Source organism: Actinomyces capricornis, assembly GCF_019974135.1.
In the GTDB taxonomy this organism is placed as follows: Bacteria; Actinomycetota; Actinomycetes; order Actinomycetales; family Actinomycetaceae; genus Actinomyces; species Actinomyces capricornis.
In genome coordinates, this window is record NZ_AP025017.1 from 1,005,645 (window position 1) to 1,020,738 (window position 15,094).

A 15,094-nucleotide genomic window follows, 5' to 3' on the forward strand; every position below is an offset into this window, starting at 1 on the left:
TGGTGCTCGCGTGCTCTCACCCGCCCCATGAGTCTTGGGTGGGTGTGTGTTTTGTGTTGGCCGATTAGTACCAGTCAGCTTGTACCATTACTGGTTGTACACTTCTGGCCTATCCACCCAGTGGTCTACTGGGGGCCTTCCACCCCACTGGGGGGTGTGGAGACCTGGTCTTGGAGATGGTTTCCCGCTTAGATGCTTTCAGCGGTTACCCGTCCCGAACGTAGCCAACCAGCCGTGCCCCTGGCGGGACAACTGGCACACCAGAGGTTCGTCCGTCCCGGTCCTCTCGTACTAGGGACAGGCCTCCTCAAGTCTCCTGCGCGCGCAGAGGATAGGGACCGAACTGTCTCACGACGTTCTAAACCCAGCTCGCGTACCGCTTTAATGGGCGAACAGCCCAACCCTTGGGACCTGCTCCAGCCCCAGGATGCGACGAGCCGACATCGAGGTGCCAAACCATGCCGTCGATATGGACTCTTGGGCAGGATCAGCCTGTTATCCCCGGGGTACCTTTTATCCGTTGAGCGACGACCCACCCACACGGGATCGCCGGATCACTAGTTCCTACTTTCGTACCTGCTCGACCCGTCGGTCTCGCAGTCAAGCTCCCTTGTGCACTTGCACTCAACACCTGGTTGCCGACCAGGCTGAGGGAACCTTTGAGCGCCTCCGTTACTCTTTAGGAGGCAACCGCCCCAGTTAAACTACCCACCAGGCACTGTCCCTGACCCGGATCACGGGCCCAGGTTCAGGCGCGCACCATAACCAGAGTGGTATCTCAAGGCCGACTCCACCACCGCTGACGCGATGGTCTCATTGTCTCCCACCTATCCTGCACAAGCTATGAGGCACGCCAATACCAAGCTGTAGTAAAGGTCCCGGGGTCTTTCCGTCCTTCTGCGCGAAACGAGCATCTTTACTCGTAGTGCAATTTCGCCGAGCTCATGGTTGAGACAGCGGAGAAGTCGTTACGCCATTCGTGCAGGTCGGAACTTACCCGACAAGGAATTTCGCTACCTTAGGATGGTTATAGTTACCACCGCCGTTTACTGGGGCTTAAATTCACCCCTTCACCACCACGAAGGGTGGTTGAGGGCTCCTCTTAACCTTCCAGCACCGGGCAGGCGTCAGTCCGTATACATCGCCTTACGGCTTCGCACGGACCTGTGTTTTTAGTAAACAGTCGCTTCTCCCTGGCCTCTGCGACCCTCACCCCTAGCCCGCAACGGGGCTTCAGGGCTCGGGCCCCCCTTCTCCCGAAGTTACGGGGGCATTTTGCCGAGTTCCTTAACCATGATTCACTCGTGCGCCTAGGCATACTCTGCCCGACCACCTGTGTCGGTTTAGGGTACGGGCGGCTGGCACCATCGCGTCGAGGCTTTTCTCGGCACCCCAGGATCACCCTGCTATCCCCCACCACCGGTGGGGTCACCATCACGCCTCACCCCTGCCACCAACTGGCGGCTGGCCCCCGGATTTGCCTGGGGACCGGGCTGCGCGCTTGAACGGGCCAAGCCATCAGGCCCGCGGAGGCTACCACTGTGCGTCACCCCTGTTAATACGCTTGCCTACCTGCACGGAGGGTCCCCAGACCCCGGCCCCCCACCACAGCCCCACCACCCCGAAGGGCAGCAGCAGCCATGGCACACAGGAGACCCGGGCGTGGGTCAGCACCCGCGCGTCAGCATGGGCGGTGCTTCGCCGGTACGGGAATATCAACCCGTCATCCATCGACTACGCCTGTCGGCCTCGCCTTAGGTCCCGACTCACCCAGGGCGGACTAGCCTGGCCCTGGAACCCTTGGTCATTCGGCGCTAGGGCTTCTCACCCTAGTATCGCTACTCATGCCTGCATTCTCACTCCCACGCAGTCCACCCACGATCACTCCCGGGCTTCACCCCACGCAGGACGCTCCCCTACCACCCCCGGCCCCTGAACACCCCACAACAGGTGGGACGCTGGGGAACACGCCGGGGATCCGCGGCTTCGGCGGTGTGCTTGAGCCCCGCTACATTGTCGGCGCACGACCACTTGACCAGTGAGCTATTACGCACTCTTTCAAGGATGGCTGCTTCTAAGCCAACCTCCTGGTTGTCTGCGCGACCGCACATCCTTTCCCACTTAGCACACGCTTAGGGGCCTTAGCCGGCGATCTGGGCTGTTTCCCTCTCGACCACGGAGCTTATCCCCCGCGGTCTCACTGCCGCGCTCATACCCGACGGCATTCGGAGTTTGGCTGACGTCAGTAACCCTGTGGGGCCCATCAGCCACCCAGTAGCTCTACCTCCGCCGGGCAACACACGACGCTGCACCTAAATGCATTTCGGGGAGAACCAGCTATCACGGAGTTTGATTGGCCTTTCACCCCTACCCACAGCTCATCCCCCCAGTTTTCAACCTAGGTGGGTTCGGTCCTCCACACGCTCTTACACGTGCTTCAACCTGGCCATGGGTAGATCACCCCGCTTCGGGTCCAGAACGCGCCACTACACTCGCCCATTTCGGACTCGCTCTCGCTACGGCTACCCCCCACGGGTTAACCTCGCGACACGCCACTGACTCGCAGGCTCATTCTTCAAAAGGCACGCCACCACCCCACACCCCCAAAAATGAGGACACGAGGCTCTGACGGCTTGCAAGCGCCCGGTTTCAGGTACTATTTCACTCCCCTCCCGGGGTACTTTTCACCATTCCCTCACGGTACTATCCACTATCGGTCATCAGGAGGTATTCAGGCAGCCAAGTGGTCTTGGCAGATTCACACAGGATTCCACGAGCCCCGTGCTACTCGGGCACCCCACCCGCACACACACGCACCAGTTCAACCTACGGGGGTCTCACCCACTACGCCACGCCATCCCAGACGCTTCGGCTACCAGCACACGCACGCACCGCCCTCCGGCAGAAGAGCAACAGCAGAGCCCCACAACACCACGCACGCAACCCCTGCCGAGTATCACACGCACACGGTTTAGCCATCATCCGCTTTCGCTCGCCACTACTCACGGAATATCTTCTCCTACGGGTACTGAGATGTTTCACTTCCCCGCGTCACCCCCCACGCCCTATACAATTCAGACGCAGGTGACACGACATAACTCGTGCCGGGTCCCCCCATTCGGAAACCCTCGGATCACAGCCCGCCAGCCGGCTCCCCGAGGCTTATCGCAGGCCACCACGTCCTTCATCGGCCCCTGATGCCAAGGCATCCACCGAACGCTCAAAAAAACAAAACACAAACAAAACACAAACAGAACACCAAAAACACATACAGCACTACCAACAAGAACCCCACACCACACCAGGCAACACCAGATGCACGCGCGGGGCCCTCATCAGATGCTCGCGCCCACTATACAGTTCACAACCAACCCACCCACACCACCAACCACACCCCCCTCAGGATGCGGCCAGCGGCCAGGCCACCCAGGGCACGATTGCCCCAGAACCCGACAGCATGCCACCAGCCCCACCCCACGACCACCCCCCACAAGGAAGGGCACCCCCAGGACCAGGCCGCACCACCACCCACCACACCCCCACCCCCCCAAACAAGAAGGAGCCAAGGAGCGCACCAGACAGCAGCAGTTCCCTACACCACGCCAACACTCCAGGCCCACCAGCCCCAGACCCAGCACCAGGCCCGCACCCACACAGGGCTACGGCAACAAACCCAGCACCAGACCCCACCAGGCCAGCACACCAAGAAAGAAACTCCCTAGAAAGGAGGTGATCCAGCCGCACCTTCCGGTACGGCTACCTTGTTACGACTTCGTCCCAATCACCAGCCCCACCTTCGACCGCTCCCCATAGGGCCACGGGCTTCGGGTGTTGCCAGCTTTCATGACGTGACGGGCGGTGTGTACAAGGCCCGAGAACGTATTCACCGCAGCGTTGCTGATCTGCGATTACTAGCGACTCCAACTTCACGGTGTCGAGTTGCAGACACCGATCCGAACTGAGACCGGCTTTAAGGGATTCGCTCCGCCTCACAGCATCGCAGCCCTCTGTACCGGCCATTGTAGCATGCGTGAAGCCCAAGACATAAGGGGCATGATGATTTGACGTCATCCCCACCTTCCTCCGAGTTGACCCCGGCAGTCTCCCGCGAGTCCCCACCACAACGTGCTGGCAACACAGGACAAGGGTTGCGCTCGTTGCGGGACTTAACCCAACATCTCACGACACGAGCTGACGACAACCATGCACCACCTGTAAGAGCGCCAAAAAATGGAAGCCCCGTCTCCGGGACGATCGCCCTCATGTCAAGCCTTGGTAAGGTTCTTCGCGTTGCATCGAATTAATCCGCATGCTCCGCCGCTTGTGCGGGCCCCCGTCAATTCCTTTGAGTTTTAGCCTTGCGGCCGTACTCCCCAGGCGGGGCACTTAATGCGTTAGCTACGGCGCGGAAGAACCCGGAAAAGGCCCCCCACACCTAGTGCCCAACGTTTACGGCGTGGACTACCAGGGTATCTAATCCTGTTCGCTCCCCACGCTTTCGCTCCTCAGCGTCAGTAACGGCCCAGAGACCCGCCTTCGCCACCGGTGTTCCTCCTGATATCTGCGCATTCCACCGCTACACCAGGAATTCCAGTCTCCCCTACCGCACTCAAGCCGGCCCGTACCCACCGCAAGCCCCCAGTTAAGCCAGAGGATTTCACGACAGACGCGACCAGCCGCCTACGAGCTCTTTACGCCCAATAATTCCGGACAACGCTCGCGCCCTACGTATTACCGCGGCTGCTGGCACGTAGTTAGCCGGCGCTTCTTATCCAGCTACCGTCAACCCACCCACAAAGAGATGAGCCTGCTTCACTGGCGAAAGAGGTTCACAACCCGAAGGCCTCCATCCCTCACGCGGCGTCGCTGCATCAGGCTTGCGCCCATTGTGCAATATTCCCCACTGCTGCCTCCCGTAGGAGTCTGGGCCGTGTCTCAGTCCCAGTGTGGCCGTCCACCCTCTCAGGCCGGCTACCCGTCACCGCCTTGGTAGGCCATCACCCCACCAACAAGCTGATAGGCCGCGAGCCCATCCCCCACCAGAAAAAAACCTTTCCCAACCCATGCATGCGCACAGACCAGAATATCCCGTATTAGCCCCACTTTCATGAGGTTATCCAGAAGAAGGGGGCAGGTTACTCACGTGTTACTCACCCGTTCGCCACTCATCCACCCAAAAAAGGGCTTCACCGTTCGACTTGCATGTGTTAAGCACGCCGCCAGCGTTCGTCCTGAGCCAGGATCAAACTCTCCAAACAAAACAATCAGAGAAAACTATCCCCATGGCCCAACCCACCCCACAAAAAACAAGGCAGGCAAACCAAAAACAAAACAGACCCAACAACAACCCCACACACCACACAAAACATGCAGCACACAGAACCATCATCAAGCCCAACATGGCATAAAAAACATGACACACTATCGAGATCTCAAACAACACACCCAGCGGGCTTTTCAGAAGAAACTCTCCTGAAGCCTCCCGAAGGCGACCGGACTAGTTTATGCGAGTTGCGACTTTGAAATCAAATCAGAATCTCGTGACCCTGGTCTCGAAGTCGCGCCCCGCCCTCCTGATCGGAATTCAGCGATGCTGAATCCTTATCGGTCAAGGAGCCTCGTCCGAACTGCTTGGAGGCCTTGCCGGCCCCTGGCAGCGGAGAGAACTCTAACCCTGAGGCGGGCCCGACTGTCAAACAGATTCTGCGTGACCTGCAACACGAGAGCCCCGAGGGCTGTTTCCCGTTCCCTCTCGGCCCTCCCCACCACTGCCCTCATCCCCTGAATCCACAGTCGGCGCCCGCGCAGCCCGCAGAAGCCAGTCGGGCCCAGCCCTGCTCGCCCCTGTCAGTCCTCCCCGGCGGCCTCACCCGTCGACGCGGCCGGTGAGCCCGCGGTCGCCGGCACTGCGGCACCGCCGTCGGGCACCTGGGCGCCGCCGGTGCGGGCCATGCGGTACAGCGCCCACACCACCGCGAGGAACAGCGCAGTCCCCAGCCAGGTGGCGATGCCCGTGAAGCTCTCGGGCACCACCGCCAGCGGCTCCTCCTCACCGGTACCGGCAACGATCCCGGCGAAGACCACCCCGTAGAGGCTCTCCCCCACGATGAGGCCGGTGGCCATGAGCGTGCCCAGGCGCTTGACCTTCTCGGGGTTGGCGGAGCGATCGGCCCAGCGGTCGTGGATGAGCCCCAGGAGCGCGCCGATGGGGATGATGAGCGTCACGGCCGCCGGCAGGTACATGCCCATGCCCACCGCCAGCGGGGGCAGGACCTTGTTCGACGTCGTGCGCCGAAGCACCTCGTCGATGACGATGACCCCAACGCCGATCGCAGCCCCCAGCCCCAGGAGGCCCCAGTCGATGGAGCCGCCGAAGACCCCGGAGACCAGGGAGGAGATGAGGGAGGCCTGAGGGGCCGCCAGGGCCTTGTCCCCCGCACCGGGCGCCCCGGCGAAGCCGAAGGCGGCCTGCATGAGGTCGAGCACCGGCGGGATGACCACCGCGCCGAAGAGCACACCGATGATCAGGGCGACCTGCTGCTTCCAAGGCGTGGCGCCCACCAGCTGACCGGTCTTGAGGTCCTGGAGGTTGTCATTGGAGATGGTGGCGACCCCGAAGACGATGGCCGTGGTGAACAGCGTGTAGGCGATGAGCGCATCGGTCTGATCGCCGTCGGCGGCCCCCGCCACCGCCCGGATGAGCAGGGCGGCGGTGATCGCGGCCAGGATGCCCACACCGGAGATCGGCGAGTTCGAGGCGCCGATGAGCCCGGCCATGTAGCCGCAGACCGAGGCCACGGCCAGGCCGGTGAGGAAGACGTAGAGGACCGCCACGATGACCAGGCCCCAGGCGCTGCCCGTGAGCATGGTGTCCTTGACGAAGAGCCACAGCAGAACCCCGATGGGGAGCATGGCGGCCACGGTGGTGCCCGCCACCACCTTGATGGACAGGTCCTGCTCGGTCAGGGGCACCTCCTGGCCGCTGGCGCGCCGGGCACTGGAGGCCATGGACTCGCGGATACCGCCCACGATGGGGCCCAGGATCTTCAGGAAGGTCCAGATGGCGGCCACGGCGATCGCGCCGGCACCGATGAAGCGCACATCCTGGGCGAAGATCGTGCTGGCCAGCTCGGCCAGGCCCTCCTTGCCGTCCACGCCGGCCGCCTGCCCACTGGTGCGCAGGGGCAGGAGGATGAGGTAGGAGATGACCAGGCCCACGATCATGGCGATACCCACCCCGATGCCCACCAGGTGCCCGACGCCGATGAGCGCCAGGGACAGGGAGGTGCCGATCGCCGTCGCCCCGCTGCCGACGCGGAAGACGGCGTTGAGACTGGTCCCGATCGCCTTGAGCGAGGTGAGCAGGGACATCCCGGCCGAGGCCAGGGCGCCCCACAGGATGATCCTCAGCCCCTGCTGGGACTCCTGGGTGCCCTCGTGGGTATCGCCCGCGCGCAGCACCTCGGCCCCGGCCACGCCCTCGGGGTAGGGCAGGTCGGAGTGGGTGACCAGGGCGCGGCGCAGGGGGATGGAGTACATGACGCCGAGGGTGCCGCCCAGGGCGATGATGAAGACCGTCGTCCAGTAGGGGAAGCCGGTCCACCAGCCGATGATCACCAGGCCGGGGAGGACGAAGATGATCGCCGACAGGGTGCCGGCCGCTGAGGCGATCGTCTGGACGATGTTGTTCTCCTGGATCGTGTGATCCGCGAAGTGGCGCAGGATCGCCATGGAGATGACGGCGGCCGGGATGGAGGTGGCGAAGGTCAGCCCCACCTTGAGCCCCAGGTAGACGTTGGCGGCGGTGAAGACCAGGGTGATGACACCGCCGATGACGATGCCGCGCAGGGTCAGCTCCTTGATGGCGGCACCGGTCCCAGCGGACGGCGCCCGGCCTGCGCCGGTGGAGGGTGATGAGGACATCATGCTTACTTTCGCATTCAATCGGATGTCAGGGTCATCGGCAGACTAGCACCGCGCCGCCGCGCCGCCTCCAGTCCGGGCGCCGGCTCCCGGCCCAGCAGGCCCGCCAGGTCGCCATGGTGACGGGCCAGGAGGCCGTGGCGGATCGAGCTGGCGATGCTGACCAGCATGGGCCCCTGGAAGGGCGCCAGCCCCGGGGTGGCCGCCAGCCGCGCCCGGTAGGCCTCCAGGCCGAGGTCGCGCACGGGTACCGCCATGGTGGCACCGAGCTGGACGGCGGTGAAGGCCGGACCGGTCAGCTCGTAGACGCGCCCACGGTGCGCCCCCGGGCTGAGGGCGACCTCGACGGCGCAGCGCGCCAGATCCTCGCGGGTGGGCGCCGCCACGGCCCCCTCGCCGAAGGGGGAGCACAGGGCGCCGTCCTCCCAGGTCAGCAGGCCGCCCACCAGCTCGGCGTACAGGCCGTTGCGCAGGATCGTCCACTGCGGGCCGCCAGTGGGGTCGGTGAGCATCCGCTCGGTGACCCGGTGGGCCAGGGCGAAGCCCAGGTGGTCGCCCTCGCCTATGAGGCTGAGGTAGATGACATGGCCCACGCCGTCGCGGCGGGCGGCCTCCAGGACCGCGCGGTGGCGGGCGATGACGACGTCGTCCTCCGCGTAGCCCGCCGAGATGAGGACCAGGGTGTCGACGCCGGTGAGGTCGATGCTCGCAGGCCGGTCGAAATCCATGGCGCGATCGCCGGCGCGCGGCGTGCGGCTGGCGCCGAGGACCGGGGCGCCCCGATGGGTGAGATGGTCGAGGATGAGGGTGGCGAGCTGACCGCTCGCGCCGGTGACCAGGATCATGTGCTGTCTCTCCGTTCAAGGACTGCTGGGGTGCGGTGCGGCCGGAGGCAGCCGGAGGGCTGGCAGAGGGCGTCCGACGTCGTCGCCGGATCGGCGGCTGCGACTGTGCCAAGGTTGTCCCAGGGCCTCCGGCTGCCGGAGGGGACCGGAGTGCCCGGGAGCCCTGCCTGCGGCCGGGCCCGCTGGACGGCATCCTCAAGGCCGGTCGTCACGCGCACAAGGAGGCACATCAATGTCAGTGACGAACACGGGGGTAACCCCGCAGGCCAGTGGCGGGGCGGCGCCGCTGGCTCCCTGCGGGAGGCGCGACCACCCCGACTGCGGCATACGCGACGTGCTCGATCGACTGGGGGACCGGTGGTCGGTGCTGGTCATCGTGGAGCTGGCCTCGGGGCCGCGGCGCTTCCGCGAGCTGGAGCGGGCGATCGAGGGCGTCTCCCAGCGCATGCTCACCGTGACGCTGCGCCGCCTGGAGCGCGATGGGCTGGTACAGCGCACGGTCTACCCGACGGTCCCCGCCCAGGTGGACTACCGGCTCACTGCGATGGGCACCGGCCTCACGCACCTGGTTCAGGCGCTGACCGACTGGTCGGCGGCCAACCGCGAGTCCATTACCCGGGCCCGCGCCGCCTACGACGCCCGCGCCTGCTGAGCGATGAGCACCTGGGAGGCGCAGGTCGCGGCGTACTGGGAGGTGGTCGAGGCCTCTGCGAGCGCCCTGGGGACGAGCCCCCACCAGTGAATGGCATGGGCCCCGTGCGAGGGGCTGACGCGCAGATGGACGTCACGTCGCGGCAAAGGCGTCACTTCGCGGAAAGGGCGACACCTGGAGGGTACGTCCATTCAGCGAAGTGACGCCCAAGTCGCGAAACGACGTCGTTCTTGGAGAGCCCCGCGCCCCGCCCACCGGGCTCACGCCCCCGGTGAGGCCGGGCCCGCCTTCGCCAAGGTCCCCATCCCCGAGGCCTGACATGGCACGCTCCGCCTAAGGGCCTCCGCTCGCTACAGGAGATGGATCGCCTCACGCGAGGCATCGTCGCTGGGCGTGTAGAGCTCCAGGCGATGGTCGGGGCTGTCCGGCTGCAGCCACACCTGGTAGTCGACGTTCACCGCACCGATGGTGGGGTGCTGGAGGCGCATCGGGCCGCTGGTGCAGTCGGCGACGTCGCCGGTGGCCCAGATCCTGGCGAACTCGCGGCTGTGCATCGCGAGCTCGCCGATCAGTCCGGCGAGCTTCGCATCCTCCGGGTAGCGGCCGGAGGTGAGGCGGAGGTAGCCGATGTGGATGCGGGCCAGCTCGTCCCAGTTGCGGTAGAGGTCGCGGTGCAGCGGGTCGAGGAAGAACATGAGAGGGATCGAGGGGCGCGTCTCCGGATCCGCCGGAGCATCGTGGTCGAGGTGCTCGGCCATGAGCGCATGACCAGTGCGGTTCCAGGCGAGTACGTCGCCGAGCCTGCCGAGCACGATCGCGGGCACGCTCTCACCCAGCGAGGACAGCAGTGCCGAGACCCGTGGGGCGAGGACCTCCGGTTCCGGCCTACTGAGCCGGGAGAGGCCGCAGCGGTGTGCGAGATTGTGCAGATGGGTCGTCTCCGCCTCATCCAGGCTGAGAACGCGGGCGAGCGCGTCGAGCACCTGCGGGGAGACGGTGCCCGATTGATCCTGTTCCAGTCGCGTGTAGTACCCGACGGACATGCCGGCCAGCTGTGCAAGCTCTTCACGCCGCAGACCGGTGACCCGGCGCGTAGTTCCGTAGGAATGCAGGCCGGCGTCTCCAGGGGTGACGCGGCCGCGACGGGTTTTGAGGAACACGCCCAAGGTCTCGGTCAAGATCTCGGTCGGCATGCCCCCGAGGATAACCAGCGATCCTTCCGGTTGCCTGCACCTGTCAGGTGTACCCATCGCGGGGATCTGGCTGCACTCCGCCCTCCCTCCGAGGGTCAGAGGCATGAACGACGCAACGTGCAGCACTCCGCCCCCCGATGCTTCTGCCCCGGCTTCGCCGAGGCCGGCACGCGCGGATCGGCGGGCCTGGTTCGGACTGCTGGTCGTGCTCGGCCCGGTATTGCTCGTGTCGATGGATGGCTCGATCCTATTCCTGACAATGCCGACGATCACGCACGCACTCGCGCCGACCGCCGACCAATCTCTCTGGATCCTCGACATCTACGGTTTCGTCGTCGGCTCCCTGCTGATCGCCTTCGGCAACCTGGGTGACCGCTTCGGCAGACTCAGGCTCCTCATGATCGGCGCGACGGTGTTCGGCCTCGGCTCGGCCGGAGCAGCGCTCTCGGCATCGCCGGAATGGCTGATCGGCTTCCGTGCCCTCATGGGTCTGGGCGGGGCCACCCTGCTCCCGTCCGGCCTTGCGGTGCTCAGCGAGTTGTTCGAGAATCCGCGGCAGCGATCCCAGGCCATCGGGATCTTCGCAGCGACCTTCGCCACTGGATTCGCCATCGGCCCGATCATCGGCGGGCTTCTACTGAGCCGGTTCGACTGGGGATCGGTGTTCCTCGCCAACCTTCCCGTCGTTGCGCTCTTCCTGACAGCGGCTCCGTTTGTTCTCCGTGAAGTCAGGGCCACCCGGCCCGGCAGGGTCGATGTGACGAGCATCCTCCTATCCGCCGGAGGGCTGCTCGCGACCGTGTACACGGTCAAGAGATTCGCCGCCTACGGCCCCACTCGGCCAGTCGCCGTGCTGGGGATCATCGGGGGGCTCGTGCTGGCCTGGTTCGTCCTACGGCAGCGCAAGCTCGAGTATCCGTTGCTGGACGTGACCCTGTTCCGCGAGAAGATCTTCAGCGTCGCGATCATCACGGGCGTGCTCTCGCTGTTCGCATGGTCGGCCACCGCCTACCTGACCGGCATCTACCTCCAGTCCGTGCTCGGTCTGCCCGTGCTCACCGCGGCCCTGCTCGCCCTTCCCGGCGCAGCCGTGCTCACGACAGTGTGCATCGTCACGCCGAGGATCACCGAGCGGATCGGCGGGCGCGCCGCTCTCGTACTGTCCCACTTCTCGATGGCAGCAGGCCTCGCACTGCTGCTGGCCACCACGATCACCGGCGGGATCGGCTGGTTCATCGCCTCCACCGTTGTCGCAGGTATCGGCTATGGCATCTCGTTCGCCCTCGTCGCAGACACCGCTGTTGCCGCCGTCCCCGCGAATCGGGCAGGATCGGCCGCTGCCATCGCCGAGACCTCGAACGAGATCGGCAACGCTCTTGGCATCGCACTCCTCGGCTCGGCCGCGGCCCTGATCTTCCGGCTCGCGGGTCCCGATCTCGCGCCCACCCTCGACGAGACGCTCGATCTGAATCCCGCACCAGGGGTGCTTGTGCAAGCCAAGTCGGCGTTCCTCAACGGCTTGCACGTCGCCGTGAGCATCGCTGCGATTCTCAGTATCGCCCTCGGGGTGCTCGCGCTGCGCTGGATACCGAAGGCTGAAAGAGCACGCTGAACGCCGCGGTGGTTGAGCTGAGAACGTCGCCCAGTGATCGGGGTTCGTGAGCAGATCGGATGCCACTCAGCTGGAGTGTTCGGCAGTTCCCCACCTCACCGGAGTTCGCCGAGGCTGTGCGCGCGGCACGCGAGCAGAGCCTGTCGTGGCGCGGGGTGGGCGAGGCGATCGGCACGAGCTGCGAGACCGGCCGCACACTCGTCATCAAGCATGCGCAGTGACGCTTGGCGATCCCCTGTGCGGCAAGTAGCCTTGCGAGATGGGGCAGGAGCCGATCATCCTCGACAGTGCCCACCGGCACAGCGTCACCGATGCAGCGATGCTCCACGCGCTCCGTTTCCCTGTCCGCCATTTCGTACAAGACGACTCGATGACGATGTTCATCGGCCCAGATGAGACCGGCACCCTCGTGGAGGTCGGGGTGATCGAGTGGCACGGTGTCATCGCCATCGCCCACGCCATGCGTCCGGCTCGAACCAAGTATCTGAGGTGAACCATCATGACTCGACGCTCGCTTGCAGACATCGAGGCCCGTGCTGAGGAGCTTGCCGACGCCTTCGAGGACTACGACCCGAAGCCTGGGGACCAGGATGCACCCCTCCCCTCCACGATGGCGGTCAGGCTGGCCGCCTGGCGACGTGACGTCGCCGAGAAGGAGCTCGCCGAGGCTGTGCGCGCGGCACGCGAGCAGAGCCTGTCGTGGCGCGAGGTGGGCGAGGCGATCGGCACGAGCGGCGAGGCCGCCCGCCAGCGGTACGGCACCAGCGCCTGATGATCGATGCGCGCCGGAGAGGCGGGCGAGGACCTTCCCCGTTTGATCCGGTCGGGCGGACCGCGTTGCCTCAAAGGAAAGTGGCCGCCACCTGATGGTGACGGCCACGTATCCGTGGAGCTAGGGGGATTCGAACCCCCGACCTTCTCATTGCGAACGAGACGCGCTACCAACTGCGCCATAGCCCCTTGAGCCCCCTGATCGTAGCACCGCCCCGGGGGCGCGGAGCAAGTCGGACGACGGTGAGCCGGCCCACCTGCCCTTCCCGCGGTCCGACCCGCCATGCTCCTCCGGCCCGCGCTCGGCGGCCCTGAGTGCGCGGCTCGCGTCCCGGTGGGCTTACTCCCCGGCGGCGCGGCGCCGCTCCAGGATCGCATCCAGGTCGATGGGGTGGAAGTCCTGCTCGCTGAAGTCCGGCGCCGTGAAGGTCCGCACCGCCTGGGGGCGGGCGGGCACCGGCGCCGAGGCGCCCTCATCGACCACCGGGTCGGCGAAGACGCGCTTGGGGGCGCGCGCCGCCAGCGTGTAGGTGGGGGCAGGCACCTTGATCGGGCGCCAGCCCTGGGGCGGCGTCGAGGTCGTCGGCTCCTTGACCACGCTCTTGTCGGGGAAGGCCGCCAGGGCCTCCTTCTTGATGCTCTTGCGCGTGGACCCCGCGCCGCTGCCGGAGCCTCGCGCCTCATCGGTGGAGCGCCCGCTCGGGGCCTCCTCGCCCGACCGCGCACGCTCCTCATCCTCGGTGCGCGCCCTGATCGCGGCACGCGCTGCCACCGACTCGGCCGATTCGGCCGACAGGCTCCAGCGCCCCTCCCCCGAGGCCGGGGCGGCCTGCCGCCGGGAGACACCCGCGGAGGAGTCCGCACGACGGCGCTCAGCCGTCGAATCGGAGGCCACCGGGGAGGCTGTGATGCGGGATGCCGCAGAACTGGAGGCGGTGGAGTGGCGGGGGCCCGAGCGCTCCGCCGGGGACGCGCCCTCGATCGCACCGTCCTGCTCGCCATCGGGCACGATCTGGGACCAGGCGGGGCTGACGGCCTCGAAGGAGCCGACGGCGCTGTGGAACTCGCTGCCACCGCCCGCCCGCTCGGGGCTGTCCACCGAGGTCGCCGTCTCCACCGGCGTCGCGGCTCCCACCGGCACTGCCGCCTCCACCGGCTCAGGAGTCCTCGCGCCGTCGGCGCGCTGAGCAGCCTCGGCCCGCTCGCGCTCGGCGCGCTCGCGCCGCTCCTCCTGACTCCGACGGCGCCGGTGCTCCTCGCGCTCAGCGGCCCGGCGCTCGGCGGACTGCGCGCGGTCCTCCCGGCCGGCGGAACGGGCAGCCCCGTCCCTGGCGGCCCCGGCCTCGTCGGCAGCCTCGGCGCGCTCAGCGGCCCGGGCCCGCTCCTTCTCGGCGTTCTCAGCCCGCAGCTCCTGGAGGATCTCCGGCAGGCTGGCGCGCACTGAGGAGACCGTGGCGCCGTGGGAGCCCGCCGCCGACTCCGCATTGGAGGCGCTCTCGACGGCGGAGGCGCTCTCGTGCGCGGCGCCCTCGGCACGGGAGGAGGCCACGACCGGCACGGCCGGACGGCGGCCGGTCAGCCCCATGAGCTCGCGCTCCAGCTCGGCGATCCGGCGCCGCTCGCGCTTATCGGCGGCCGCGGAGACCATCGCCGCTCGCCGACCGGCGGCCATGGAGACCCCCAGCAGGGCCGTGGGCACCAGCGCCGGCCACCAGGGCAGAGCCGTGAGCAGGCCGAGCACCCAGGCGCCCAGGGCAACACCGAGCAGGATGGAGGCCACGACGGCGCGATGGGAGGCCGCCACCCGGCGGCGCTCCCGGGCCTGGGCGTGCGTCTTGCGGACGTGGATGAGCTCGCGCTCAGCGCGCAGGGCGCGCACGTTCCTGACAGCGGGCCTGTTCATCGCCCTCACCTTTGGTCGACGTCGGAAGAGCTCCGCATGCCCACTGCTCTCACAGGTGCCGTCGCGCTCGGGCGCTGCTACTCCAGTGGCCAGGACGCGGAGCTCGGCGGAGTAGCGGTCCTGGACATTGGCGCGTCCCGTCATCTCACGACGCCGCACCAGGAAGGGCAGGAGGTACACGGCGAGAATCACGAT

8 protein-coding genes, 1 tRNA gene and 2 rRNA genes are annotated in these 15,094 nt (G+C 66.4%); 4 read left to right on the plus strand and 7 right to left on the minus strand.

Annotated elements, in window-relative coordinates; genetic code table 11:
• Positions 1-45: 45 nt before the first annotated feature.
• The 4 genes from MANAM107_RS04015 to MANAM107_RS04030 all read right to left on the minus strand — a co-directional run bounded on the left by MANAM107_RS04015 (position 46) and on the right by MANAM107_RS04030 (position 8,768).
• Positions 46-3,236: ribosomal RNA gene (locus MANAM107_RS04015) — 23S ribosomal RNA — on the minus strand.
• Positions 3,237-3,722: 486 nt separating this feature from the next.
• Positions 3,723-5,258: ribosomal RNA gene (locus tag MANAM107_RS04020) — 16S ribosomal RNA — on the minus strand.
• The 16S and 23S rRNA genes sit together here, the layout of an rRNA operon.
• A gap of 589 nt (positions 5,259-5,847) precedes the next feature.
• On the minus strand, positions 5,848-7,923 hold the full coding sequence (locus MANAM107_RS04025) for an OPT family oligopeptide transporter (protein WP_223911428.1): 2,076 nt from the start codon (positions 7,921-7,923) through the stop codon (positions 5,848-5,850).
• Between the two features lie 17 nt (positions 7,924-7,940).
• Complete coding sequence (locus MANAM107_RS04030) at positions 7,941-8,768, minus strand: Rossmann-fold NAD(P)-binding domain-containing protein (protein ID WP_223911431.1); 828 nt, start codon at positions 8,766-8,768, stop codon at positions 7,941-7,943.
• Positions 8,769-9,000: 232 nt separating this feature from the next.
• Here MANAM107_RS04030 and MANAM107_RS04035 point away from each other — a divergent pair, with 232 nt between their 5' ends.
• On the plus strand, positions 9,001-9,420 hold the full coding sequence (locus MANAM107_RS04035) for a winged helix-turn-helix transcriptional regulator (protein ID WP_223911433.1): 420 nt from the start codon (positions 9,001-9,003) through the stop codon (positions 9,418-9,420).
• A gap of 350 nt (positions 9,421-9,770) precedes the next feature.
• Here the strand turns inward: MANAM107_RS04035 and MANAM107_RS04040 are convergent, their stop codons facing one another.
• Complete coding sequence (locus MANAM107_RS04040; RefSeq protein ID WP_223911436.1) at positions 9,771-10,613, minus strand: helix-turn-helix transcriptional regulator; 843 nt, start codon at positions 10,611-10,613, stop codon at positions 9,771-9,773.
• A 103-nt stretch (positions 10,614-10,716) separates the two neighbouring features.
• Here MANAM107_RS04040 and MANAM107_RS04045 point away from each other — a divergent pair, with 103 nt between their 5' ends.
• The 3 genes from MANAM107_RS04045 to MANAM107_RS04055 all read left to right on the plus strand — a co-directional run bounded on the left by MANAM107_RS04045 (position 10,717) and on the right by MANAM107_RS04055 (position 12,997).
• Positions 10,717-12,225, plus strand: a complete 1,509-nt coding sequence (locus MANAM107_RS04045; RefSeq protein ID WP_223911438.1) for an MFS transporter — start codon at positions 10,717-10,719, stop codon at positions 12,223-12,225.
• A 259-nt stretch (positions 12,226-12,484) separates the two neighbouring features.
• Complete coding sequence (locus MANAM107_RS04050) at positions 12,485-12,718, plus strand: hypothetical protein (RefSeq protein ID WP_223911441.1); 234 nt, start codon at positions 12,485-12,487, stop codon at positions 12,716-12,718.
• Positions 12,719-12,724: 6 nt separating this feature from the next.
• Positions 12,725-12,997, plus strand: coding sequence for a hypothetical protein (locus MANAM107_RS04055; protein ID WP_223911444.1), 273 nt, complete (start codon positions 12,725-12,727; stop codon positions 12,995-12,997).
• 115 nt (positions 12,998-13,112) lie between these two features.
• On the opposite strand, the gene MANAM107_RS04060 is transcribed toward MANAM107_RS04055, so the two are convergent.
• A tRNA-Ala gene (locus tag MANAM107_RS04060) sits at positions 13,113-13,185 on the minus strand.
• Positions 13,186-13,336: 151 nt separating this feature from the next.
• Positions 13,337-15,091: a hypothetical protein gene (locus tag MANAM107_RS04065; RefSeq protein ID WP_223911447.1), complete on the minus strand. Its 1,755-nt coding sequence runs from the start codon at positions 15,089-15,091 to the stop codon at positions 13,337-13,339.
• Positions 15,092-15,094 lie beyond the last annotated feature (3 nt).

Excerpts from the sequence above, each read along its gene's own strand:
- MANAM107_RS04025 (WP_223911428.1), bottom strand. The coding sequence starts at position 7,923 with ATGTCCTCATCACCCTCCACCGGCGCAGGCCGGGCGCCGTCCGCTGGG.
- MANAM107_RS04030 (WP_223911431.1), bottom strand. The coding sequence starts at position 8,768 with ATGATCCTGGTCACCGGCGCGAGCGGTCAGCTCGCCACCCTCATCCTC.
- MANAM107_RS04035 (WP_223911433.1), top strand. The coding sequence starts at position 9,001 with ATGTCAGTGACGAACACGGGGGTAACCCCGCAGGCCAGTGGCGGGGCG.
- MANAM107_RS04040 (WP_223911436.1), bottom strand. The coding sequence starts at position 10,613 with ATGCCGACCGAGATCTTGACCGAGACCTTGGGCGTGTTCCTCAAAACC.
- MANAM107_RS04045 (WP_223911438.1), top strand. The coding sequence starts at position 10,717 with ATGAACGACGCAACGTGCAGCACTCCGCCCCCCGATGCTTCTGCCCCG.
- MANAM107_RS04050 (WP_223911441.1), top strand. The coding sequence starts at position 12,485 with ATGGGGCAGGAGCCGATCATCCTCGACAGTGCCCACCGGCACAGCGTC.
- MANAM107_RS04055 (WP_223911444.1), top strand. The coding sequence starts at position 12,725 with ATGACTCGACGCTCGCTTGCAGACATCGAGGCCCGTGCTGAGGAGCTT.